The following is a 23461-nucleotide window of genomic DNA, read 5'->3' on the forward strand; positions in this document are numbered from 1 at the left end:
TTTCCGGACCCGCTTCCGTGCTGGCCGCCCGGTCGGCGACGAGATCGCTCAGCGGCCGGACGTCACTGCTCCACCCACACCCGGTCGTACAGGACCCCGCTGTTCACCACGAGGGCTGGGATCGGCGTGGTGAGTCCGGGGCCGTGGACCCCTTCGCGAACCACCTGGGCCGGCGAGAAGGCCATACCAAACGGGCCATACGCTTCATCCGAGATCTTCTTCGCGGCCTCCTTGTACAGTTCACCGCGCTCCTCCTGATCCACGGTGGCGGACGCGTCCAGCAGCAGATCGTCCAGCTCGGTGTTGAGACCCTTCTCCAGAGCTTCGGTCGCGGTCTCGGCTCCCTCCGGCAACGGGGTACCACTGAACGGAGAGGTGGAGCCGAAACGCACCGCCACCCCGATACCCGCAGCCGGCTCCCACGCGCCGGCAGTCTGCAGCATGGACTCCCACTCGCCACTGGTGAACTTGGTGATCACGTCACCGAGGGGCTTGGAGTCGATCGTGACGTCGATGCCGGCCTCCTGCCATTGGGTCTGCAGGGCGGTGGTGACCTGGCGAGCGGTCACGATGTCCGTGGTGCCGAGCTCCACCGTCAGGCCGCCGATCTCCTCGACCAGCTCCTTGGCCTTCTCCAAGTCATAGGTGCGGTACCCCTCGACCTCCGGCTGGTGGAACAGACCGCCGGACGCGGTGAAGGACTGCGACATGTCACCTTGCCCGCCGAAGAGTCCCTCGTTGATGGACTCGAAGTCCGTGGCGTAGTAGATCGCCTCCCGGGCCTTCTTGTCATCGAACGGCGCCGTGCGGGTGTTCAACTGGATCACGTAGGGCGACGTCGGCGCACCCAGCGTCGTGGTCAGCTGTGGGTTGTCCTGTGCCTGCTCGATCAGGGTTACCGAGCTCAAGCCCTCGATCGCATCGCCTTGACCGGCCTGCAGGGTCTGGTAGAGCACTTGGTCTCCGCCCACGGACTGGAAGGAGAGCTCGTCCAGATACGGCAGGCCGTCCCTGAAGTAGTCCTCGTTCTTCTTCAGATCCAGCCGCTCGGAGAGTTTGTTCGCCTCCACCGTGAACGGACCGGCCCCGACGGGGGCGCGGCTGAATTCTTCGGCCCCCATCTCCTTGTAGGCGGTCGGGGAAGCAATGGCGTTCAGGCTCGTGGCAGGCAAGGCGTTGACGAAGGCACCGTTGGGCACGGAGAAGTGGATCTCGAAAGTCAGGTCATCGACCGCCTGGATGGCTCCGAGCCGTTGTTCAATCACAGTCGTGTCCACATCTTCGGGGAGTGCCGCATAGAGGTCGTCCAGGAACTGCTGATCCAGGTCCGGCATCTCGCGTTCAAGATCCAATTCCAATTGCGGTGCACCCGTGCTGCCGGAGCTCAGGGCCCGGATCCAGTTCCACACCACGGCGTCGGCATTCAGAGATGTGCCGTCCGAAAACGTGATGCCCTCCCGCAGCTTCACGGTCAAGGTCAGCCCATCGTCCGAGTATTCATAGCTCTCCGCCTGGTTCGGGACGATCTCGGCGTTCTCCCCGTTCTCGTCGGCTTCCAGCGTGAACAGGCCCCCGAAGATGGCGGTGCTCTGGGGCATATTGGCGCCCACGGTATTGGAGGTGGCGGGGTCGAGGCCGGTGGACCAGCCTCCGGCGAAGCCGGCGTCCAGCAGGACGGTCAGTTCACCGCCGGCCTGAGGCTCGCCCACCTCGGCAGCGGCTTCGGTGGCTCCGCCTTCCGCGTCGGGCTCTCCTCCACCACAACCAGCGAGGACGAGGCTGAGACTGGCCGCCAAGGCCAGGGTGCCGAGGATCCCGCGGCGCGGGCCCTTCTGGCGGGATGTGGTATTCATGACGACTCCCAAGAGGACGGTGATGGAGGATCTACCGACGTGACTTGCGTCACATCCGCTTCACGGAAGTCTGTCCCAGGTGGCCGGCAGCTACCATGCACCTTCCATCCGGCGAAAGGCGCTCACGATAGTTGTTCCGGAAAACGATGAACCCCGGCGTACCGCAGTACACCGGGGTTCATCCGTCAGCCGTGCAATCTCTGAAGGCTCAGGCGTCGACCGCTTCCGGTGATCGTCCCCCACCCATACCAGCACGGGCCGGATGACCGTTAGTGGGTAATCCCTCGTCATCCAGCGGGAAGTGGCACGCGGCCATCCCGCCGCCATCACAGGACTCCAGAACGGGTTCCTTCGTCGCACAGATTTCTTGGGCGAACGGGCAGCGGGTGCGGAAGCGGCATCCCGACGGAGGGTCCAGGGGGCTCGGCACATCTCCTGGGAGCGTGATAGGCCTCTTCGTCACGCCCGTGTCCGGATCCAGCCCAGGGACAGAATCCAGCAGGGCTCGGGTGTATGGATGACGCGGGGTCTCGTACAGTCGGTCCGAGGGCGCAATTTCCGCCAACTGCCCGAGGTAGAGCACCCCCACCCGATCACTGACCTGCTTGACGGTCGCCAGGTCGTGGGCGATGAAGAGATAGGACAGCCCCAGCTCGACCCGCAGCTTCTCGAAGAGGTTGATCACCTGTGCCTGGATGAGCACATCCAAGGAAGAGATCGCCTCATCGCAGATGATCACGGCTGGGTTCAGCGCGATCGCCCGCGCGATCGCCACTCGTTGCGCCTGCCCGCCGGAGAGTTCCATCGGCCGACGCCTCAGGTACACGTCCGGATCCAATCCCACCAACTCCAGCAGCTCCCGGACCTTGGTGCGGCGCTCCGCCCGGCTCAGGTCGCGGTGGCTGTCCAAGGGCTCGGCCACCACGTCCTCAATCCGCCAGCGCGGGTTCAGGGAGCTGAAGGGATCCTGGTACACCATCTGGAAGTTCGCCCAGACCTTCTTGAGTTCCTTTCGGCCCAGAACGGTCAGATCCTGGTCTCGGAAGATCACCGAGCCCGATTTGGGACGGTCCACCTGGATGATGGCCCGTGCCAGGGTGCTCTTGCCAGAGCCGGTCTCGCCGACGATCCCCAAGGTCTCACCCGGCATCAGATCGAAGGAGATGTCCGAGACGGCGTGAACCACGCCCTCTTTGACGCCGCCAGGCCCCCGGCTTTCGAACTCCTGGACGATGTTCTGCACGGAGAGCATCGGCTCATGGTCAGGATGTGCCGTACCTACCTGTGCCCGATCACCCAGTCCGGTTTTCGCGTCGTCAACTGCTTGCGCGTGGGAACTCATGACGTCGACTCCTTTCCTATTGCAGGCGTCCTCGTGCTAGTCACCGAGACCGACGGCGGACGCTCACCGGGCAGCGCCTCGACGTCCGCGGCCACGGCGGCGGCCTCGCCGGGCACGGCTCCGGATTTCTCCGGAATCGGAGCCAAGGCTCCATCCACCGGGTGCCAACAGGCGTACCAATGACCGGGCTCATGCTCTTCCAACAAGGGTGCGGTCGCGCATTCGTCGGTGGAACGGATGCATCGCGGCTTGAAAGGGCAGCCCTCGATCCGCTGGCTGGGGTCCGGCGGATGTCCACTGATCACGGTCAGAGGAGCGTGGGACGGCCGCGTGATCTGCGGGATCGCCTCCAGCAGGGCTCGGGTATACGGCATCCGGACGTTGGCGAACAACTCCGAGGTCGCAGCCTGTTCGACCACCTTGCCGGCGTACATCACCAGCACCTCGTCCGCGTAGCTCGCGGCCAGGCCAAGATCGTGACTGATCATGATGACGGCCGTTCCCAGGCGTTCGCGAAGGTCCACCAGAAGTTCCATGATCTGGGCCTGCGTGGTCACATCCAAGGCAGTGGTCGCCTCGTCCGCGATCAGCACCTTGGGGTCAGACGCCAGTGCGATGGCGATCATCACGCGTTGCCGCATTCCGCCGGAGAGCTGGTGCGGGAACTGGTGGAATCGCTTCTCCGGAGCCGGGAGGCGAACCAGCTTCAGCAACTCGATCGCACGTTCCGCGGCCTTCTTACGGCTCACCGGCCGGTGGGTGCGGACTGACTCGACGATCTGGGCTCCGACGGACATGGTCGGATTCAGCGAACGGCCCGGGTCCTGGAAGATCATGGAGATCTCCTGGCCACGGATCATTCGCATCTTCTTGTCGCTGAGCCCGACCAGTTCTTGGCCCTCGAGGTCTGCCGAACCGACGACCTCGGCACTGGGTGGCAACAGCCCCATCAGCGCGCGGACGGTCACAGACTTTCCCGAGCCGGACTCACCGATGATGGCCAGCATCTTGCCGGGCTTGGCGTCGAAGGAGACTCCCTTGGCGGCCCGGATGCGCTTACCGCCGCGAGTGAACGTCACCTTCAGATCGCGGACCTTCAGGACCGGCTTCTCGCCTGGTCCGTTGCTGGTCTGGGGTTCGGGTGTGGCGGTCATGATCGTGCTCATCGTCCACTCATCTCGTCGCGGATGTTCTCACCCAGCAGGTTGAAGGACAGGACCGTGGCCAGAAGCGCCAGACTGGGCCACAGCACCAGCAAGGGCGTGGCCGACATCGACTGCTGGCCCTCAAAGATCATGTTGCCCCAGCTGGGAGCCGGTGGCGGGATGCCCAGACCCAGGAAGCTGAGCGCACCTTCGGTCACTATCACAATGCCCATGCCCAGCATGGCGAAGTTCAACATCTGCGGGGTGATGTTCGGAGCCACGTGCCGCAACAGGATCTTCCACGCCGGGCTGCCGCTGAGTTCAGCGGCCTGCAGGTATGGCATGGTCATCACGCGCAAGGTGGCCGAGCGGGCCACTCGGGCCACGGCCGGGATGCTGAAGGCCGTCAGTGCCAGGATCGTGTTGGGAATGCTCGGACCCAGCGCCTGTGCGATGAAAATGGTGAGTACCAGGGAGGGGAAGGCGATGAACACGTCCAGCACTCGCATGATCAAGTTGTCGATACGACCCCCGACATATCCGGACAGCGCACCGATACCACCGCCGATGAACAAGCCAATGAGGTTCACCGAGACGGCCACGATCAGCGACGACTGACCACCGTGCAGTAGCCGGGCCAGGACGTCGTTGCCGTTGATGTCCGTGCCCAGCGGATGACCAGGGCTTCCCGGCGGCAGGGCGCTCTCCAGGATGCTGCCGCCGACCGGGGCCGGTACGGGAAACACGTACGGGGCCACGAAGCAGGCCAGCAGCAGCAGGCTGACGAAGGCGATCGGCAGGCCGATCACCAGCCGTTGGCGTAGGCGGCCCCAGCGCAGGTCGGAATCGTCGTGGACATCGGGCAACGCGGCGAGGACCGCGGGGGCTTCAGTGACTGCCATAACGGATCCTTGGGTCGAGGACGGCGTACATCAGGTCGACGACGAGGTTGGCGAGCACGGCCACCGCCGCGAAGATGAACACACACATCTGCACCACGGCCACATCCTGGGACATGGCGCCCTCGAGCATCATCATGCCCATCCCCGGCATCGCGAAGATCTGTTCGATGATGACCGTGCCTCCCACCAGGGTGCCGATGTTCAGTCCCACGATGGTCAACAGCCCGAAGGAGGAATTGCGGAAAGCGTGGAGCCAGAGCACCAGTCCGGGGCGGACGCCCTTCGACCGGGCCGTGTCCACGTAATCTGCAGAGTTCATCTGTTCCACGAGATCGCCGCGCAGGAAGCGGGTGTAGAAGGCTGCCAGAGGGACGGCCAGGGCCAGGACCGGCATGGCGACCGATCTCAGGTTGGGCACCAGGCCATCTTCGAGAGGGACGAACCCGATGGCGGGCAACATCTGGAGCGTGATGGCGAAGACCAGGACGAGCAGCATGGCCAGGACGAAGTTCGGCACCGCCAGCATGGTCATGGCGACCACCATGGTGGCCCGGTCGAACAGCCCGCCGGGCTTGCGTGCAGCCATCAGGGCGACCGGGATTGCGATCCCGAGGGAGACGACGAAGGCCAGAACGACCAGCTCCAAGGTGACCGGGGCGCGATCGGCGATCATGTCCGCCACCGACTGGCCGCTGACGGAAGACTGACCGAGATCCCCGCGGAAGAGTCCGAAGAGCCAGCCGAAGTATCGCTCCGGGGCGGGTCGATCCAGGCCCATGCGTTGCCGTACGGCCTCGACCTGCTCTTCGGAGGCATCCATGCCGGCCTGGTTGCGTGCCGGGTCCCCGGGCATCATCTCCAGCAGCACGAAGACCAGGACGCTGATCGCCAGCAGGAGCGGAATGGTCATCAGCAGGCGACGGCCGAACAGCCTCAGCAGGGGCGAGCCGCTACCGGTGCCCTTGGTGTCCTTGCGTCCCTGCCTGCCAGGCGGATCGGTGCCCTCCGGACGGGCCGCATGCGGGTGGACGGCGGTGTCAGTCACTGTTCAACCCACACGCGTTCGTAGATGACCCCGGGATTGACCGCCAGGGCGGGGATGGGGGTGGTGAGCCCCGGTCCGTGGACGCCCTTGCGGACCACCTGTGCCGGGGAGAAGGCGATGCCGAAGGGACCGTAGGCCTCATCGGAGATCATCTTTGCGGCCTGCTGGTAGAGCTCCTCGCGCTCTTGCTCGTCCACCGTTGCGGCGGCGTCCTGGATGACCTGGTCCAGGTCAGTCTGCAACCCACCTGCCAAGGCCTCGGCCGCGGTGCTGGCGCCCTCGGGCAGCGGGGTCCCACTGTAGGTAGAGGTGGAGCCGAAGCGGACGGCCACGCCGATGCCCGCGGCCGGGTCCCATGCACCCGCCGTCTGGAGCATCGACTCCCACTGCCCGGTGCCGAACTTGGTGATCACGTCACCGAGGGGCTTGGAGTCGATCGTGACGTCGATCCCGGCCTCCTGCCATTGGGTCTGCAGAGCGGTGGTGACCTGACGCGCGGTCACGATGTCCGTGGTGCCGAGCTCGACCGTCAGCCCGCCGATCTCCTCCACCAGCTCCTGGGCCTTCTCCGGATCGTACGTGCGGTATCCCTCGACCTCCGGCTGGTGGAACAGACCGCCGGACGCGGTGAAGGACTGCGACATGTCACCTTGCCCGCCGAAGAGTCCCTCGTTGATGGACTCGAAGTCCGTGGCGTAGTAGATCGCCTCCCGGGCCTTCTTGTCATCGAACGGCGCCGTGCGCGTGTTCAACTGGATCACGTAGGGAGAGGTAGGCGCCCCCAGAGTGGTGGTGACCTGAGGATTGGACTGGGCCTGTTTGATCAAGGTCAGGGAGCTCAGACCCTCGATCGCATCCCCCTGGCCGGCCTGCAACGTCTGGTACATGACCTGGTCTCCGGCCACGGACTGGAAGGACAACTCGTCCAGGTACGGCAGGCCGTCCTGAAAATAGTCCTCGTTCTTCTCCAGGTCCAGCCGCTCGCTGATGCGGTTGGCCTCCACCGTGAATGGTCCTGCCGCCACGGGAGCCTGGCTGAATTCCTGTGCGCCCATCTCCCGGTACGCCGTGGGTGAGGCAATGAGGTTCAGGTTGTTGTAGGGCATGGCGTTGACGAGGGCGCCATTGGCGGTGGCGAGCTGAATTTCCAGGGTTTCCTCGTCGACGGCACGGATGGCTCCGAGCCGCTGTTCGATCAGGGCCTCGTCCACGTCTTCGGGCAGGGCCGAGTAGAGGTCGTCCAGGAACTGCTGGTCCAGTTCTGGTACCGGCAGGTCCTGGGCCAGGTCCAGTTGCGGAGCCCCCGTGCTTCCCGAGCTGAGGTTGCGGATCCAGTTCCACAGGACGGCTTCGGCATCCATCGGTGTCCCGTCCGAGAAGGTGATGCCCTCCCGGAGCTTCACGGTCAGGGTCAGGCCGTCCTCCGAGTACTCATAGCTCTCGGCCTGGTTCGGCACGATCTCCGCGTTCTCGCCGTTCTCATCGGCCTCGAGGGCGAACAGCCCCCCGAAGATCGCCGAGTTCAACGACTGGTTCGCCCCCACCGAGTTGGAGGTGGCCGGGTCCAGCCCGGTGTCCCACCCGCCGGAGTAACCCGCATCGAGGAGCACCGTCAGATCCCCACCGATCTGGGGTTCACCGGCGGCCGCTCCGTCGTCCGAGACGTTGGTGCCGGCATCCCCGGCACCGCATCCGGTGAGGACGAGACCCAGGCTGGCCGCCAGGGCAACGGTTCCCAGAAGCCCGCGACGCGGGCCTTTCTGGCGTGGTGTACAGCTCATGACGACTCTCCAGGATGGTGGACGACAGGTCCGGGATGTGATCAACCGCACATCTCGCTGAGAAAAAGTCTGGCCCAGTCAGTGGGCCCCTCACAGGCGATTTCCACCGGGTGAAAGCCAGTCGGGAGCCTTCGGGGCACGGTGGTCGGTCAGGCCCGCCCCAGCCAGCGCAGGGCGTTGCGGGAGCTGATGTCCTCCCACTGCTCGCTGGGCAGGTCCATCGACCGAAGCGTCTTAGCGATCGGCTCCTCGCGCAGCATGGCCGGGAAATCTGAACCCACCAGCAGACGGTCGGCGCCCAGCAGGTCGATGAGATAGCGAATCGTGCGGTGATCGAAGACCATCGAGTCGTAGTAGAAGCGGCGCGCCATCTCCAGAGGTGACGGGCCGTCGTCGGGCATCACGGCCCGCTCCGGGTTCACCGGCTCCTCGTTCCAGGAACCGCCCCAGAAGTAGTTGGCCCGCGGCAGCATCATGGCGAAGCCGCCGGCGGCGTGGCTGAAGGAGATCCGCAAGTCCGGGCAAGCAGCTGCCGTGCCGCCCAAGGCCATCGACCCGGCAGCGAAGATGCCTTCCACGCCGACGACGTAGGTTCCCATGGCGGACATCGGCAACCGCGACATGGGCGATGGCATGGCGTGCACGAAGACGGACACTCCGAGCCGTTCGGCCTCTTTGAAGAAGTCCAGGAACTTCTCGTCGCCGATCGAGGCGCCCAGAATGTTCGAGGCGATCTCCACACCGGCCAATCCGGCGTCCTTGATGGCGGTCAATTCTGCCGTCGCCGCGTCGGGATCCTGGAGCGGGACCATGCCAAGACCGGTCAGTCGATCAGGGGCGTGCTCGCACAACTGCGCCGTGAAGTGATTCACGTGCTGGGCCAGGGCCAGGCCGTCGGCCGGGGGGAGGTCGTACTTCAATAGCGGCGGCATGGGGCTGACGACTTCCATGTCCACTCCAGAGGCATCCTGTTCCTCGAGTCGCCGCTCTGCGGCGAAGAAGGCGTCCTTGGCTTGAAACCGCATCTGCCCGAAGACGAGGGTGCGGTCCGTCGATCCGGACACGGCCTCCATCGAGGGGAAACACTCTGGTGCATCCGAAGGGTAGTCGTCGGGCAGGATATGCGCGTGGGCATCGATGATCATGGTGCACGTTCTTTCTGCTGCTGTGTGCCGCTCAGGCGGTCCGGTCGAGATGGGGTTGGACGGTGACGTGGATGGCGCTCTTGTCCTCACGGTCCCCGGCCAGGGTCTCGATGGCCTCGGCCACCTGGTCCAGGCCAAAGGTGTGCGTGTGCAACAGTTCCAGGGGGAACCGCCCCGACTCGAGCAAGGCGATCGCCTTCTTGTTGGCACTGGCGTCGACGCCGAAGGCACCACGGACGGTCAGGCCGCGATTGATCAGCAGATCCGTGCTCAACGGAATCTCCCGGCCGCCCTTCAGCCCCGCCAGCACCACTCGCCCACCGTGCCGGACGACCTTCAGCGCGTCGGTGACAGGACCGGCGGCCATGGGCGTCAGGTCCAAGGACACATCGGCCATGCGTCCATCGGTGAGTTCAGCCACGACGTCGACGATGTCCTGTCCGTTCGGCCCGTCCACCACAACGGTGTGGTCGGCTCCGAGCTGCTCGGCCACGGCCAGTTTGTGACGATCGTTCTCCAACCCGGTGATGATGACCGTGCGGGCCCCAGCGGCCTTCGCCGCGATGAGGGCGCCCAGGCCTCGCTGGCCCGCGCCGAGGATGACCAGCGTGTCGCCCATGCCCACTTCACCGAGGTCCACCGCCCAACGGACCCCGGCGCCCAGCGGGTTGTACATGGCCGCGATATCGATCGGCAGGGACTTGTCGATCTTGTGCATCACGGCATTCGGAGCGAGATAGAGGTACTCGGCGAAGCCACCGTACAGCGCCGGCGCTACATCCAGGGGCGTCACTCCGTGGCCGTTCTGCTTGTTGCGGCACGCTTGATAACGGCCCACGAGGCAGTCGTCACAGGAACGGCACGGAACGATGACCTCCAGGGCGACCCGGTCGCCGACCTGGACACCCCAGCGTTCGGCGGCGCGCTCGCCCAGTTCCTCGATGATGCCCAGTGGCTCATGGCCGGGAATGAACGGAGCGGCGCTACGGCCCTGCAGGTGGCCACGGAAGATCTCCACATCCGAACCGCAGATGCCATTGGCCTCGACCCGCAGCAGTCCGTCGTCGGGTCCAATGGTGGGGCGCGGGAACTCCTGGACTTCCATCGTGCTGGGCCCGGTCTGGACCGCTGCCCTGACGGCCTCGGGCAGGTTCTCGTGCAAACGCTCTGGCATGGTGGACACCTCTCGGTCTGGTCCGGCAGGTCACTCGGATGAGTCCCTGACGTAGGTCGCGCTTCTAGGCGCCGTGGGAATGGGTGGCATGGGCCGGATTGTCGGAGCCGGCCGGTCAGGCGCTCAACGCGCCACGGATGTCACCGGTGGACCGCCGGGCCCTCGGCCGAAGGGGCCGCCGTCGACGGCCACGGTCTGGCCCGTGATCCATCGGGCCTCGTCACTCAGCAGGAAGGCGGCCGCATGGGCGATGTCCCAGGCGCTGCCCTCCTTCTTCAGCGTGGTGCTCTCCCGGCGCGACTCCCGGAACTTCTCGTCCATGTTCGCCGCTGCGAAGGAACCCCAGATGGCGCCGACCTCGATGCAGTTCACGCGAATGCCCTGAGGGCCCAAGGTGGTGGCAGCGCCTTCACTGAAGTTCTCCAGGCCGGCCTTCGCCACGCAATACGGCATTCCTGGGCCCCGGGCACGAACACCCACGGAGGAGATGTTGAGAATGGCACTGCCGCTGGGCATCTGTGGCACGGCGTGGCGAGTGACGGACCAGGCGGATTTCAGGTTGATGTCCAGCAGCTCCTCGAACCGTTCCGGCGTGATCTCGAAGATGCCGGCGCGGTCACCGCTGGCGACGTTGTTCACCAGAGTGTCCAGCCCGCCGAGCAGGTCGACCGCCGCGGCGATCGCCTCTTCGCAGGCAGAGTCGCTGGTGACGTCAGCCGTCAGCGGGAAGGCCTGGCCGCCGTCGGCAGCAATGCGGTCGACGGTCCGCTGAGCAGCGTCCGAACTGCGGTCCAGGACCACCACGGACGCGCCGCGGGCGGCCAGCAGACGGGCGATGCCGTACCCGACGCCGGGCAGGTCCCCGTTCTGCCCGGCGCCGGTGATCAGGGCTCGCCGTCCGGCCATCCGTGCCTGGCCCTGTTGGGCCAGAGGATCCTCCAGCGGCTGGTCTACCAATCGGCTCTCGACATCGGAGCTGCTCATCTAGCGTCCTCACCTGTAGTCGCGGCGGCAGCACCGTGGGGTGCAGCCAATTCGGAGCCCGACGTCGAAGCGCCAACGGTGCGCACGGGCACGGATTGCCCGGACCAGTCGGCGAAGTACCGGACCACCATTGAGATTCCGGCGGTACGAGATCCGGCCACGGCCACGATCATCGAGGCCGGGTCGGCAATGGTGCGCTGGAACTCCTCGGGGTTCGAGTTGTCTCCGGGGAAACGGACTCCGCCTTCATTGGCCCGGTCTTTGCCAACACGGGCCAGTTGTGCAGTGGTGCGACCGGATTGCTCGGCGAGCCAGGCGGCAACATCGGCGCGGGACCATCCGGCTCGGGCCAAGAGGTTGGCGTGCTCTGGGCACAGCACCACTCCAGCCATGGCGTGCTTGAAGATCCAGGGGCCAGAGCGTCCGATGGTATCGGCGAAGTCGGCCAGCAGCTGCTCCGGATCGGAGGTGTGCCGGTTGTCCACGAATTCACTGGTCCGCAGCAACGTGGATGTCACGGCGTTGCCGCTGGCCCCGAGGTCTTCCGCGAGGGGGGCCCAGGGGCTCTCCTCCTCGTTCTCAGCGAGGCAGATGGACCAGCGTCCCGGCAGACCCTGAGTCGCCTGTTCCAGCTCGTGCGGACGGATCCCGTAGGCGTTGCGTACCGTCAGCCCGATCGCCCGGGCCACGGTGGCGTTGGGACGGAAGCCCGGACCGAACACGCCGCCGGTGCTGTTGAATCCCAGTTCCTGGCGGATGGGTCCGTTGACGATGATCAACGGCGCCGGTCCACTGGTGGACTGCCAGCCTCCACCGCCAGTGGTCCGTTCCAGCGTGAGCGCTTCCCACGCGGCCAGGACCACGGGGAAGTACTCCGGCTTGCAGCCGGCCATGGCAGCGTTGATGGCCAACAGCTCCACCGTCACGGTCCGGTCGACCTGCTGGAGGTGACTGAGCACCTCGTCCGCAGGACGTCCGGCGGCCGCGAGGAACCGGTCCACGAGTTCCTGGGTGGCCGGGACCACGGGCAACCCGTCCGTCCACCCCTGCTCGTAGGCATGTTCGATGGCATTCTGGGCGGCCGCCGGATCAAGCTGGTCTGCCCGTGATGCGCTCAAGCCTTCCCCTCCCGTTCAGAGGCGGCCGTCAGCGTACTCACGATCTCCGGTAACAGCTGGCGGGCCCGGTCGCGGACCTGGTCCTCGGTCAGCACGGCCATCGGGTGCTCGGTGCGGATCCATTCGTAGTCCGGGGCGCCCTGCACCCCGGCCATGGTGCGGCCCGTGACGTCGAAGGCGTCGGTCAGCACGACGGCGGCAGGCAGGCCGGCCCGTTCGAAGTTGATCCCGTCCGCCACAGCGGCCGCGCTGCAGGAACCGCAGTCACCGACCCCGGTGATCACGACGTCGCAGGCCTCCCGATATCGGGAGACGATCTCCTCGTCCACGGGGACGGAGAAGTTCCGCTTGGTCTCCACCAGGGTGACCTCTACGGCACCATGCTCCTCGACCAGTAACTGGCCCACGGTCTGGAGCAGCAGCATGGCGTTGTGTTTGGTGTTGTCGAGCAAGCCGATCCGGGCTCCGGACAGCGAGTCCGGACGGACCGACAGCTTGGGGGCGGGCCGGCCCTCGGCTCCGGCGCCGTCACCGGACTGCACGCGCAGGCCTGTGGGGTCCAGAATGGTCTGGGTCATGTCCGCTCTCCTACTGCTCGTGGACGATGATGCCGCGAACGTTCCTGCCGGCCAGCAGGTCCTCATAGGCGGTATTCACCTCGTCCAGCGTGTATTTGCGGGTGATGAGTTCGTCCAGCTTCAAGTCCCCTGCGCGGTAGAGGCCCAGCAGCTTCGGGATGTCATACAGCGGATTGCAGTCGCCGAACAGGGCGCCGCGGATCTGCCGCTGGTAGCTGATGAGCATTCCTGCGTGGATGGTGACGGCCTGCTCGTTCAGGTGACCCACCGAGGTGACGGTGAGCTTGCCACCCTTGCCCGTCATCGCGATGCCGGCGTTGGCCATCTCCTGGGTGACGACGTCCGCCGTGATGATGACCTTGTCAGCCAACTGCCCCCATGTGGTCTCCACCACGAAGTCATGGGCTTCCTGGGCGGTGGCGAACGCATGAGTGGCGCCGAACAGCTCCAGTGCGGACTCACGCTTGAATGCCACGGGATCCACGACGATCACGTTCTTGGCGCCGGCGTAGCGGGCACCCTGGACCGCATTGGAGCCGACACCGCCGGCACCGAAGATGACGACCGTATCGCCGGCACGGACCTCGGCCGCGTAGACCGCCGAGCCCCAACCAGTGGGTACTCCACAGCCCACGAGGGCGCCGATCTCGAAGGGGATGTCATCCGGCAGCGGGACGGCGGCATACTCGGAGAGCACCGTGTACTGGGAGAAGGTGCCCAGGGTGCAGAACCCTCCGACGTCCTCTCCTTCACTGTCGTGGAAGCGGAAGGTGTCGTCCAGGAACATGCCTGTCCCGGCGTTGAGGCCCTTCACGCACATGTTCTGGTGCCCGGTCGAACAGGGACGGCAGGCACCGCAGGCGGGGATGTAGGCACAGACGACGCGGTCGCCCGGCTTCACCCGGGTGACGCTCGGACCGACCGACTCCACGATGCCGGCCCCCTCATGGCCGCCCACGATCGGGAAGCGGACCGGGGCATCCCCAGCGGTGATGTGGTGGTCCGAATGGCACAGGCCGGCGGCGTGGAGCTTGACCCGGACCTCGTGCTCCTTCGGCGGGTCCAGTTGCAGTTCGGTGACCTGCCAGCCGTCATGGGGACCCCGAGCAACGGCGGCCCGTGTGGTGAGGGCGGCACCGCCGGTCGGGGCGCTGGTGGGCTGCTCGTTGGCCGCAGTGGGCGTGGTGATAGCCATGATGTCGGTCTGCCTTTCGTTCAGTTGGCCGCGGGCGTGGCGCCACGCATCGAGACGGTCTTGATCTGCGTCCAGTTGAGGACGGCGTCGGCGCCCATGGTCCGGCCGAATCCACTGCTCTTGTAGCCGCCGAAGGGGCCGCCGATGACGCCGGCGCCCAGGGCGTTGTTGACGCCGACCTGACCGGCCTGCAGGGACCTGGACATCCGCACGGCGGTACCCACGTCCTGTGTCCACACGGAGGCCACGAGTCCGTAGTCCACACCGTTGGCCACCTCGATGGCCTCCTGCTCGTCGTCCACCGGGATGACCGAGAGCACGGGTCCGAAGATCTCCTCCTGGGCGATCTTCATGTCCGGGCGGACGTTGTCGAAGAGGGTCGGGTTCACGAAGAAACCATCACCGAAGTCGCCGCCGGAGGGTACGTCCCCGCCGACCACCACGTCGGCGCCGCCCGCCTTGCCGGCCTCGATGTACCCCATGACGCGCTCGTGCTGGCGGCCGTTGATCAACGGGCCCATGTTCACCTGCTGGTGCCAGGGACCCACGGTGACCTTCTGCATGGCCGCAGCCAAGCGCTCGACCACTTCCTGGTGAACGCTGCGATGCACCACCACGCGGGATCCCGCCGCGCAGATCTGCCCGGTGTTCAGGGTGATGCCGGTGGCGATCGCGGGTGCGGCCACGGAGAGGTCCGCATCCGGGAAGATCACCTGAGGCGACTTCCCGCCCAGTTCCAGGTGGAGCGGGATGAGGTTCCGGGCACAGGCCTCCATCACGAGCGAGCCGGTGACCGGTGAGCCGGTGAACCCCACGCGCCGGATGCCGGGATGCCTCGGGATGGCGGCACCGGCCTCGGATCCGAGACCGGTGACCACGTTGATCACGCCCGCCGGGATCCCGGCGTCCATGGCGAGCCGGGCCAACGCCAGGGGCGCCAGTGGAGCGTCCTCGGCCGGCTTGATGACGATGGTATTGCCCGCGGCGATCGCCGCGGCGACCTCATTGGTGAACATCGGTCCGGGCGCGTTCCACGGGATGATCGCACCGACCACGCCATAGGGCTCGCGCAGGGTGAAGCCCAGCACGTCCGGCGAATAGGTCGGCAGCGAGACGCCTTGGACTTTGTCCGCTTGGCCGGCGATGAAACGGATCATCCCCGCCAGGGGCGAGGGTCCCCAATGGGGGCGGCCGACGTCGCGGGATTCCAGCTGGTCCAGCACCTGGGAGTTCTCCTCCACGAGGGATGCCCAGCGGAACAGCAACCCGGCCCGTGCCGTGGCGTTCGTGTCGCGCCAGCCGGGCAGGGCACGCTCCGCGGCCTGGACGGCAGCGTCCACGTCATCGGCGTTGCTCCGGGGCACGCGTCCCATTAGACCGCGATCGGCCGGATTGATGACGTCGATGGTCTCACCGGAGGCCGCGGATACCCATTCCCCGCCGATCAGTTGAACGTTGTCCTGGAGTAGTGGCGTGTCTAGTTGTGCCTGGGGATCGATGACTGCAGTCATGGGTGTCTCTCTTCCGTCTCTCGCGCTGGCTTAGTGCTCGATGTTGATGATGCCGCGGATGTTTTTCCCGTCGAGCATGTCCTGATAGCCCTCGTTGACCTGGTCCATCGTGTAGCGGTTGGTGATGAGCTCGTCGAGCTTCAACTTGCCGTTCAGATACATGCTGGCCAGCCGGGGTACGTCGTGCAGGGGGTTACACGCGCCGAAGATGGCGCCCTGGATTCGGCGCTGGAAGCCGATCAAGGCACCGGGGTGCTCCTTGATGGACCCGTTGCCGACGGCGGTGATGGTCACCTGCCCGGACTTGCCGACGATGTTGATGGCGTCATGGATGACCTCGTCATGCAGACTGCCGACCGTGATGATCGCGTGGTCGGCCAGTTCGCCCCAGGTGGCCTCGATGACGAAGTCGGTCGCGTCCTTGGCGTTGTCGAAGACGTGGGTGGCGCCGAATTCGAGGGCCTTGTCCCGCTTGAACTGCACCGGATCCACCACCACGACCCGCTGGGCACCGGCCATGGCGGCGCCTTGGACAGCGTTCATGCCGACGCCGCCGGCTCCGAAGATGACTGCGGTCTGGCCGACGCGGACGCCTGCGGCATGCACCGCCGAGCCCCAGCCCGTGGGGACACCGCAGCCGATCAGGCAGGCCACCTCGAAGGGCAATTCCTCCGGGATCGGGATGACCGAGTATTCGGAGACCACCGTGTGCTCGGAGAATGTCCCCAGGACGCACAGTCCGCCGAAGTCGACGCCGTCCTGGTGGAAGCGGAAAGTACCGTCCGGGAACTCGCCGGTCGCGGCATTCTTGCCAGAATCGCAGAGATTCTGGTGGCCGGTGGAGCAATAGCGGCAGGATCCGCAGGCGGGGATGAAGGAGCACACCACGTGGTCGCCCACCTTGACCCGAGTGACGCCCTCGCCCACCGCATCGATGATTCCTGCGCCTTCGTGTCCACCCACCACGGGCATACGCATGGGCGCATCGCCCTTCTGGATGTGGTCATCTGAGTGGCACATACCTGCGGCCATCATCTTGATACGGACCTCGTTGGCCTTCGGCTCATCGAGATCGAGTTCGGTGACTTCCCAGGGTGTTCCGGGTTCGCGGCATACGACCGCACGAGTCTTCATGCTCAGGGGGACCCTTTCTGGCAGGTGGCGCCGCGGACGAGGCGCCGGCGGTGAGGTGGGCGCATCACCGGCTTCAGATGCCGGTGCTGCAACTGCCTCCACGGTGCTCCGTCCGCCGGTGCGCTGCCACGGGCTTTCCGCCGCACGGAAGGATTCACGGTGATCAGGGTCACATTGCCGTTTCCGGAGCATCCGGCGGTGCTCGGTCTTCTACGGCATGGAAACCTGGGTGACCCCAGGTGTCCGTGGAGATTGACTACTGAATGACCGGACCGCCACCGGTCGCTTCACCAGCTGCCGGACCCGGGCCCGGCCTTCCCTCTCGAGACCAGAAGAGAAGTAGGACGCACCGTGATGAACAAGTACCGCACCGATCTCCATGAACACCTGGACGCCGTCTGGGACGGCGCCTCGATCGCCGTCGGCGGCTTCGGGAGTTCAGGACGTCCGGATGCCCTGCTCAACGCACTGTCTGATCTGGGCAAGAAGGAGCTGCACCTCTACGTGAACAACGTGGGGGATGATTTCACGGGCATCGGCCGGCTCGTCATGGAGGGTCGGGTCCGTCGGATGACCGGATCATTCCCGGTGCTGCCGGAGTTCTACGACGAGTACTTCGCCGGCCGCGTTGAGCTGGAGCTGATACCGCAGGGCACCCTGGCCGAGCGCATGCGGGCTGGCGGTGCCGGGATCGCGGCCTTCTTCACTCCCTCGGGTGCGGAGACCATGCTGGCGGACGGAACGTTTCCCGCCTCCTATTCCCACGGGGAGCCAGACCTCATGCTGCCCGCCAAGGAGGAGCGTGATTTCGACGGCCGAGCCCATGTCCTCGAGTACGGCATCCGTGCCGATTTCGGTCTCGTCAAGGCGCAACAGGCCGACCCCAAGGGCAACCTCCGCTTCCACCTCTCCGCCCGGAACTTCAATCCGCTGGCAGCCATGTCCGGGCGGACCACCTTCGTGGAGGTCGAACGGCTGGTGGACACCGGCTCGCTGGACCCGGACGACATCCATCTCCCCGGGGTCTTCGTTGACCACGTGGTGATGACTGCAGCACCCATCCCGGCTGACCTGCCCCGGCGGGCCGCCTCGCTCCAGAAGGGTTGACCATGTCCATGACCAATACCGAATCACCCCGGATCACCGGGCGCACACGGGACGAGATCGCCCAGCGCCTGGCTGCGGACTTGGTGGACGGCTACACCGTCAACCTCGGGGTGGGCATCCCGCTGGCGGTGCCTCAGCACATCCCCGCGGACCGAGAGGTCTTCCTCCAGTCCGAGAACGGGATCCTGGGGCTCGGTCCCGCGCCCGAGCCCGGCGCCGAGGATCCGGACCTGACCAACGCGGGGAAGCAGCCCACCAGCATGATTCCCGGCGGGGCCATCGTGGACTCGGCCACCTCCTTCGCGATCATTCGCGGCGGCCACCTGGACGTGACCATCCTGGGAGCACTGCAGGTGTCTGAGACCGGCGACCTGGCCAATTGGTATGTCCCTGGCCGCAATCCTGCCGTGGGCGGTGCCATGGACCTCGTGGCAGGGACCCCGCAGGTCTGGGTCTGCATGGAGCATGTGGACCGCCAGGGTCAGTCCAAGCTCGTCCACGAGTGCGCCTTCCCACTGACTGGACGGGGCGTCGTCACCCGGGTGTACACGGACCTGGCGGTCTTCCACGTGATCGACGGGGTGCTGACGCTCGTCGAGTGCGCCCCGGGCGTCACTCCCGAGGAAGTCCGGTCGCGGACCGAGGCCGATTACGTGGAGGCGGTCCCGGCATGAGCACAGGTCCCCAGCAGGACGCCGGTGCGCCGTCCCTGCAGCAGTGGCGGGACCTGGCTGCCATCGATGTCCACGTCCACGTCCACCGTTCGGTCCAGGACGACGCCGGCCCGGTCGAGTCCGGCGAACAGATGGGCGAGTATTTCGGGATCGGCACGATGCACGGATACACGGTCCCCGAGCTCGCCGCCTATTACCGCGAGCGCCGGATGGCCGCCGTCGTCTTCACGGTGGACTCGATCTCGGCCACCGGCGACGAACCGGTGCCGGGGAACCGCGAGATCGCCGAGCTCGCAGCCGAACATCCGGATGTGCTGGTGCCGTTCGCCAGCATCGACCCGGCCCGGGGCGCGGCCGGTGTGCGGGAGGCACGGATCCTCGCCCGCGACTACGGCGTCCGCGGCTTCAAGTTCCATCCCGGTGTCCAGGCGTTCTACCCGGACGACCGGATGGCCTACCCCCTGTATGAGGTGATCGAGGAGTTCGGCCTGATCTCCCTGTTCCACACGGGGCAGACCGGCGTGGGGGCCGGCTCCCGGGGTGGGGGCGGGATACGGCTGAAGTACTCCCACCCGCTGGCCATCGACGACGTGGCGGCGGACTTCCCGGACATGGACATCATCATGGCCCACCCGTCCTTCCCATGGCAGGACGAGGCCCTGTCCATCGCCCTGCACAAGCCGCGGGTCTACATCGATCTCTCCGGCTGGTCCCCGAAGTACTTCCCGCCGCATTTGGTGCAGTACGCGGACACGCTGCTCAAGCACAAGGTGCTGTTCGGCTCGGACTTCCCGGTCATCACCCCGGAGCGGTGGATGGAGGCTTTCGACCAGCTGCCACTCCGGGACTCCGTGCGGCCTCTGATCCTGCGGGAGAATGCCGCCCGGCTGCTCGGGCTGCCCGGCGCCGCCACCGAGGCCCACTCCGCCACCACAACCACCTGAACTGCCCGCCGGGACAACCGGCGTTGTCGAGAGGAACACCATGCAGGAACTCACCGGTCGCGTTGCCGTCATCACCGGCGGCAGCAGCGGCATCGGCCGTGGCATCGCCCTCGCCTGCGCCCGTGGCGGCATGACCGTCTACGTCACTGGACGCAGCGCAGACCACCTGGCCCAGACCCAGGCAGAGTTCTCCGCTCGGGGACTTGACGTGGCCACGCTTCAGGTGGACGTCACCGATCTGGCGGCCATGCAGCAGGCGGCTCAGCGCATCGAGGCCGAGCAGGGCCGCGTGGACCTGCTGGTCAACAACGCCGGGATCGGCCTGACCGGCCCTGTCTCGGACGCCACGCCGGCCGACTGGGATTGGTTGATCGACGTGAACATCAAGGGCGTGGGCAACGGCATCCTGGCCTTCTTGCCGGCCATCCGTCGGCATGGCCACGGCGGGCACATCGTGAACACCTCGTCCATGGCCGGGCTGATGCCGGTGGTGGCCGGTCTGTACTCAATGTCCAAGGCCGCGATCATCGCCCTGTCCGAGGCCCTGCACATCGAGCTGCTGCCGGAGGGGATCGGCGTCTCGGCCTATTGCCCGGGACCCACCCATTCGAACATCGCCTCATCTGTCGCCAAACGACCCAGGGAGTACGGGGCCTCCGGTTACACGGCCCCCGGCCCCGAGGCCACCGAGTTCCAGCTAACACAGCCTTACATGAGCCCGGAGGAGGCCGGTGAGCGGGTCCTGGAAGGCGTCCGCCGCGGTGACATGTTCATCCTCACGCACCCCGAGTTCAAGGCCGGGGTGGCGGAACGTCACCGGGCGATCGAGGGTTCTTTCCCCGACGAGCCACTGGACGAGGAACGGCGGGCCGCCATCCCGTTCCTGTTGTCCTCACCCGTCTATGACGAGGAGAACCGGAAGCCCGCCCCGCTATTCGAGCCCCTCGGCTGATCCGTCAGGCATCACCGGGCGGCTGGCGCAGGGGGAAGGCCGTCATGCCACCGCCGTCGATGGGGATGGCCTGGCCGGTGATGTAGCCGGCGCCCGGCGAGGCGAGGAAGGAGACGAGCTCTCCGATGTCCTGGGGCTGCCCCACTCGACCGACGGGGATGTTCCGTCCGCGCTGCTCCAGGGTGGAGTCCACGTCCAGGTCTGCGGACGGATCCAGGATCGCACGGCTGGTGGCCACCAGCCCCGGGCAGACCGCGTTGACGGTGATGCCCCAGGGGCCGAGGTCCATGGACAGAGCACGCGTCATCCCGATCACGGCCGCCTTGGAGGCGGAGTAGGCCACGGAGAACGGCGCTGCGGTCAGTCCGGCCATGGATGAGATGCTGACGATGCGTCCATAGCGGGACGACCGCATCAGGGGAACCGCGGCACGGCACATGGCGTAGGTCCCGCGCACGTTGACATCGATCAGCAGGTCGAAGGCCTCGTCCGGTACGTCTTGAATGTCCCGCCGGTCCGGTCCCTGCGGCGCGGCCGCGTTGTTGACGAGGATGTCGAGTCGGCCGTATCGATCCTGGACCGTCTGCATGATCCGAGCGACGTCGGCCCGCTGGGAGATGTCCCCCAGCGCGGTGGTCACATCTACGCCGTCCTGACGCAACCGACCGGCGAATTCGTCCAGGCCACTGGTCGGGATCTGCCCGAGCAGCCGCTGGCGGTCGTTAGCCATACCGCGGGGCTCGCGGTCCGTGATGACGAGAGATGCGCCGCGGGCTGCCAGCGACGCTGCGATCCCCTGCCCCATGCCGTCCGGTTTGCCACAGCCGGTGACGAGGGCCACCTGACCGGCCAGGGGCCGGTGTGAGCCGCCCTCGCCTACTGGTGCCTCGTCCGTCTGCCCTGCGGGGCTCTGGTGCTCTCGCGCGTGATGCTGATCTGTCATGGTCAGCGAATCTAGGTGCCCTGCCGCCAGCCCACAGCCCGGATTCCTTCCCGTGGAAGACGGCCCGCGCCGAGGCACCGGGCTTCCGCCCGGTGGAAGCCGGGGGCTGTACTGCCAGCAGTACTTCACCATGGTGATATACATCACACCTCAGGAGGAGTCCACTCGATGCCTGCATCCATCGGGGACCGCACCGGTCTGCACGAGGTTCTCGCTTCCGAGGACCATCGCACGGCCGCAGGTCGCGTCCTGTCCGTCCTGGATGTCTTCGACCAGGATCATCTCGAACTGACCTTGAGCGAGATCAGCCGCCGCGCCGACCTGACCCTGAGCACGGCGCATCGACTCGTCGGAGAACTCCGGGACTGGGGCGCTCTGGAGCGGACGGCGGACGGACGGTACGCCGTCGGTCTGCGCGTGCTGGAATTGGGCACCCTCGAGCCGCAGATGCTGCAACTGCGAGATGTGGCCCCGGCCTACCTCGCGGACCTGCAGTCTGCGGTCAAGGCCAACGTGCACCTCTCCGTCCGGGACGGGCATGACGTGGTGTATGTGGAGTCGCTGCAACGGCACTCCGGGGCCCACGTCCTCAGCCGACTCGGGGGCCGTTGGCCCCTGCACACCACCGCCACGGGCATGGTCCTGCTGGCCTCTGCCCCCGCATCCGTCCGCCAGGACGTGCTGGCCAGCCCGTTGAAGCGCTACACCGACCACACCATCACCGATCCGGACATCCTGCGCCGGATACTGGCGGAGGTACTGCGCACCGGGGTCGCAGTGCTGACGGAGACGATCACCCTCGGCACATTCGCCGTGGGCGTTCCCGTCCGCGGACCCAGCGAGCGCGTGGTGGCCGCCCTGAGCGTCACGCTGAAGATCGACGGATCGCTGACCGTGCATCAGGTCCTGCCGGCACTGAACGCCACGGCACGCGCGCTGTCCCGAGCCCTGGGCACATCCACCCCGGGGACCTCACCATCAAAGTCCCTCGGATCCCCGGTCCGGCCCTTCGTGCTCTGAGCACGCCCGCGTAGGTTTTCGGTCGACGACATCCATACCTATCCCTATAGTGGATTCACCCTTAGACTGATGTGACTCAGATCACGCTGAAGGAGTCGTCTTGGTATCTCCGACCAAACCCACCGCCGCCGGCCGCGTCCTGGCCATCCTGGACGCCTTCACCGACCGGCACGACAGCCAGACCCTGAGTTCGATCGCACGACGATCAGGGCTGACCCTCCCCACCACTCATCGCCTGGTCGGCGAACTCACCGCATGGGGGGCCCTGCACCGTCAGCCTGACGGCGAGTACACCATCGGCCTCAAAGTCCTGGAACTCGGCTCTCTCGCCGGGCACCGCCTACGCCTGAAGCAGCTGGCACACCCGTACCTCCACGGCCTGCACCACGCGACCAACACGAACATCCATCTCTCAGTCTCTGTGCAGCAGGACGTGCTCTATCTGGAGTCGATGCTGGCGCCGGGCGGAGCCCCGGTCACCAGCCGCTTCGGCGGGCGCTGGCCCATGCATGCCACGGCCACCGGCCGCGTCCTGCTGGCGTCCCTGCCTCCCGACGAACTCGACGACCTGCTGCGCCAGCCGCTCGCCGCCTATTCGCCCCATACCGAAACGGACCCGAACCGGCTTCGCCAGTTGCTGGCCGAGGTCCGTCAGCGCGGCGTGGCCGTCGCCTTTGACCAGATCGCCGTCGGGGTGATCGCCCTGGCCGCCCCGATCTTCGGACCACACGGCCACCCCGTGGCCTCTGTCGGCATCACGGCACCGAAGGACCGCTTCACCCCGCACCAGCTCATCCCCCCGCTGGTCTCCACTGCCCAGAGGATCTCCCGCGCCCTCAATGGGCCTGAGGAAGCACTACCCGAAGACAGCCTGCGGACGGCCTGATCCGCAACAGCACCGAGGCCGTGCCTCC

General features: G+C 66.5%; 21 protein-coding genes. 6 read left to right on the forward strand and 15 right to left on the reverse strand.

Going from position 1 to position 23461, the window contains the following annotated elements:
* Positions 1-62: 62 nt before the first annotated feature.
* The 14 genes from ABD134_RS06630 to ABD134_RS06695 form a co-directional block, all read right to left on the reverse strand.
* Positions 63-1853 (reverse strand): ABC transporter substrate-binding protein, encoded by a 1791-nt coding sequence (locus tag ABD134_RS06630; RefSeq protein WP_344227958.1) that lies wholly within the window; start codon positions 1851-1853, stop codon positions 63-65.
* 208 nt (positions 1854-2061) lie between these two features.
* Positions 2062-3195 carry an ABC transporter ATP-binding protein gene (locus tag ABD134_RS06635; protein ID WP_344227960.1) on the reverse strand — a complete coding sequence of 378 codons (1134 nt, stop codon included), beginning with the start codon at positions 3193-3195 and terminating at the stop codon, positions 2062-2064.
* Positions 3192-4349 carry an ABC transporter ATP-binding protein gene (locus ABD134_RS06640; protein WP_344227962.1) on the reverse strand — a complete coding sequence of 386 codons (1158 nt, stop codon included), beginning with the start codon at positions 4347-4349 and terminating at the stop codon, positions 3192-3194. The genes ABD134_RS06635 and ABD134_RS06640 overlap by 4 nt, the downstream gene beginning before the upstream one ends.
* An 8-nt stretch (positions 4350-4357) precedes the next feature.
* Positions 4358-5242 carry an ABC transporter permease gene (locus ABD134_RS06645; protein WP_344227964.1) on the reverse strand — a complete coding sequence of 295 codons (885 nt, stop codon included), beginning with the start codon at positions 5240-5242 and terminating at the stop codon, positions 4358-4360.
* Entirely contained in the window at positions 5229-6287 is a 1059-nt protein-coding gene (locus tag ABD134_RS06650) for an ABC transporter permease (protein ID WP_344227966.1), read from the reverse strand. Before ABD134_RS06650 ends, ABD134_RS06645 begins: the two co-directional genes overlap by 14 nt.
* Complete coding sequence (locus ABD134_RS06655) at positions 6284-8068, reverse strand: ABC transporter substrate-binding protein (RefSeq protein ID WP_344227968.1); 1785 nt, start codon at positions 8066-8068, stop codon at positions 6284-6286. The genes ABD134_RS06650 and ABD134_RS06655 overlap by 4 nt, the downstream gene beginning before the upstream one ends.
* A 149-nt stretch (positions 8069-8217) precedes the next feature.
* Positions 8218-9213 carry an amidohydrolase family protein gene (locus ABD134_RS06660; protein WP_344227970.1) on the reverse strand — a complete coding sequence of 332 codons (996 nt, stop codon included), beginning with the start codon at positions 9211-9213 and terminating at the stop codon, positions 8218-8220.
* 31 nt (positions 9214-9244) lie between these two features.
* Entirely contained in the window at positions 9245-10387 is a 1143-nt protein-coding gene (locus ABD134_RS06665; RefSeq protein WP_344227972.1) for a zinc-dependent alcohol dehydrogenase, read from the reverse strand.
* A 123-nt stretch (positions 10388-10510) separates the two neighbouring features.
* The gene (locus ABD134_RS06670) at positions 10511-11371 is read right to left on the reverse strand and encodes an SDR family NAD(P)-dependent oxidoreductase (RefSeq protein WP_344227974.1); all 861 of its coding nucleotides are present in this window, start codon (positions 11369-11371) and stop codon (positions 10511-10513) included.
* On the reverse strand, positions 11368-12489 hold the full coding sequence (locus ABD134_RS06675) for a hypothetical protein (RefSeq protein ID WP_344227976.1): 1122 nt from the start codon (positions 12487-12489) through the stop codon (positions 11368-11370). Before ABD134_RS06675 ends, ABD134_RS06670 begins: the two co-directional genes overlap by 4 nt.
* A complete protein-coding gene (locus ABD134_RS06680; RefSeq protein ID WP_344227978.1) occupies positions 12486-13067 on the reverse strand; it encodes a UGSC family (seleno)protein in 582 nt (193 codons plus the stop codon). Before ABD134_RS06680 ends, ABD134_RS06675 begins: the two co-directional genes overlap by 4 nt.
* 10 nt (positions 13068-13077) lie before the next feature.
* Positions 13078-14262 (reverse strand): NDMA-dependent alcohol dehydrogenase, encoded by a 1185-nt coding sequence (locus ABD134_RS06685; RefSeq protein WP_344227981.1) that lies wholly within the window; start codon positions 14260-14262, stop codon positions 13078-13080.
* A gap of 20 nt (positions 14263-14282) precedes the next feature.
* On the reverse strand, positions 14283-15773 hold the full coding sequence (locus ABD134_RS06690) for an aldehyde dehydrogenase family protein (protein WP_344227983.1): 1491 nt from the start codon (positions 15771-15773) through the stop codon (positions 14283-14285).
* Between the two features lie 30 nt (positions 15774-15803).
* On the reverse strand, positions 15804-16907 hold the full coding sequence (locus ABD134_RS06695; RefSeq protein ID WP_344227985.1) for an NDMA-dependent alcohol dehydrogenase: 1104 nt from the start codon (positions 16905-16907) through the stop codon (positions 15804-15806).
* A gap of 354 nt (positions 16908-17261) precedes the next feature.
* Between ABD134_RS06695 and ABD134_RS06700 the strand changes: the two genes are divergently transcribed.
* From ABD134_RS06700 to ABD134_RS06715, 4 genes are read left to right on the forward strand one after another with little or no spacing between them, the layout of a single operon-like run.
* Positions 17262-18014, forward strand: a complete 753-nt coding sequence (locus ABD134_RS06700) for a CoA transferase subunit A (RefSeq protein ID WP_344230763.1) — start codon at positions 17262-17264, stop codon at positions 18012-18014.
* An 8-nt stretch (positions 18015-18022) separates the two neighbouring features.
* Positions 18023-18688: a 3-oxoacid CoA-transferase subunit B gene (locus ABD134_RS06705; RefSeq protein ID WP_344227987.1), complete on the forward strand. Its 666-nt coding sequence runs from the start codon at positions 18023-18025 to the stop codon at positions 18686-18688.
* Positions 18685-19632, forward strand: a complete 948-nt coding sequence (locus ABD134_RS06710) for an amidohydrolase family protein (protein WP_344227989.1) — start codon at positions 18685-18687, stop codon at positions 19630-19632. The genes ABD134_RS06705 and ABD134_RS06710 overlap by 4 nt, the downstream gene beginning before the upstream one ends.
* Before the next feature lie 40 nt (positions 19633-19672).
* The gene (locus tag ABD134_RS06715; protein ID WP_344227991.1) at positions 19673-20584 is read left to right on the forward strand and encodes an SDR family NAD(P)-dependent oxidoreductase; all 912 of its coding nucleotides are present in this window, start codon (positions 19673-19675) and stop codon (positions 20582-20584) included.
* Between the two features lie 4 nt (positions 20585-20588).
* Here ABD134_RS06715 and ABD134_RS06720 read toward each other — a convergent pair whose 3' ends face one another.
* The gene (locus ABD134_RS06720) at positions 20589-21527 is read right to left on the reverse strand and encodes an SDR family NAD(P)-dependent oxidoreductase (RefSeq protein WP_344227993.1); all 939 of its coding nucleotides are present in this window, start codon (positions 21525-21527) and stop codon (positions 20589-20591) included.
* A 168-nt stretch (positions 21528-21695) separates the two neighbouring features.
* On the opposite strand from ABD134_RS06720, the gene ABD134_RS06725 reads away from it, so the two are divergent.
* A complete protein-coding gene (locus ABD134_RS06725) occupies positions 21696-22547 on the forward strand; it encodes an IclR family transcriptional regulator (protein ID WP_344227994.1) in 852 nt (283 codons plus the stop codon).
* A gap of 100 nt (positions 22548-22647) precedes the next feature.
* Positions 22648-23433: an IclR family transcriptional regulator gene (locus ABD134_RS06730; RefSeq protein ID WP_344227997.1), complete on the forward strand. Its 786-nt coding sequence runs from the start codon at positions 22648-22650 to the stop codon at positions 23431-23433.
* Positions 23434-23461 lie beyond the last annotated feature (28 nt).

The organism is Citricoccus alkalitolerans, assembly GCF_039528175.1.
Taxonomy (GTDB): domain Bacteria; phylum Actinomycetota; class Actinomycetes; order Actinomycetales; family Micrococcaceae; genus Citricoccus; species Citricoccus alkalitolerans.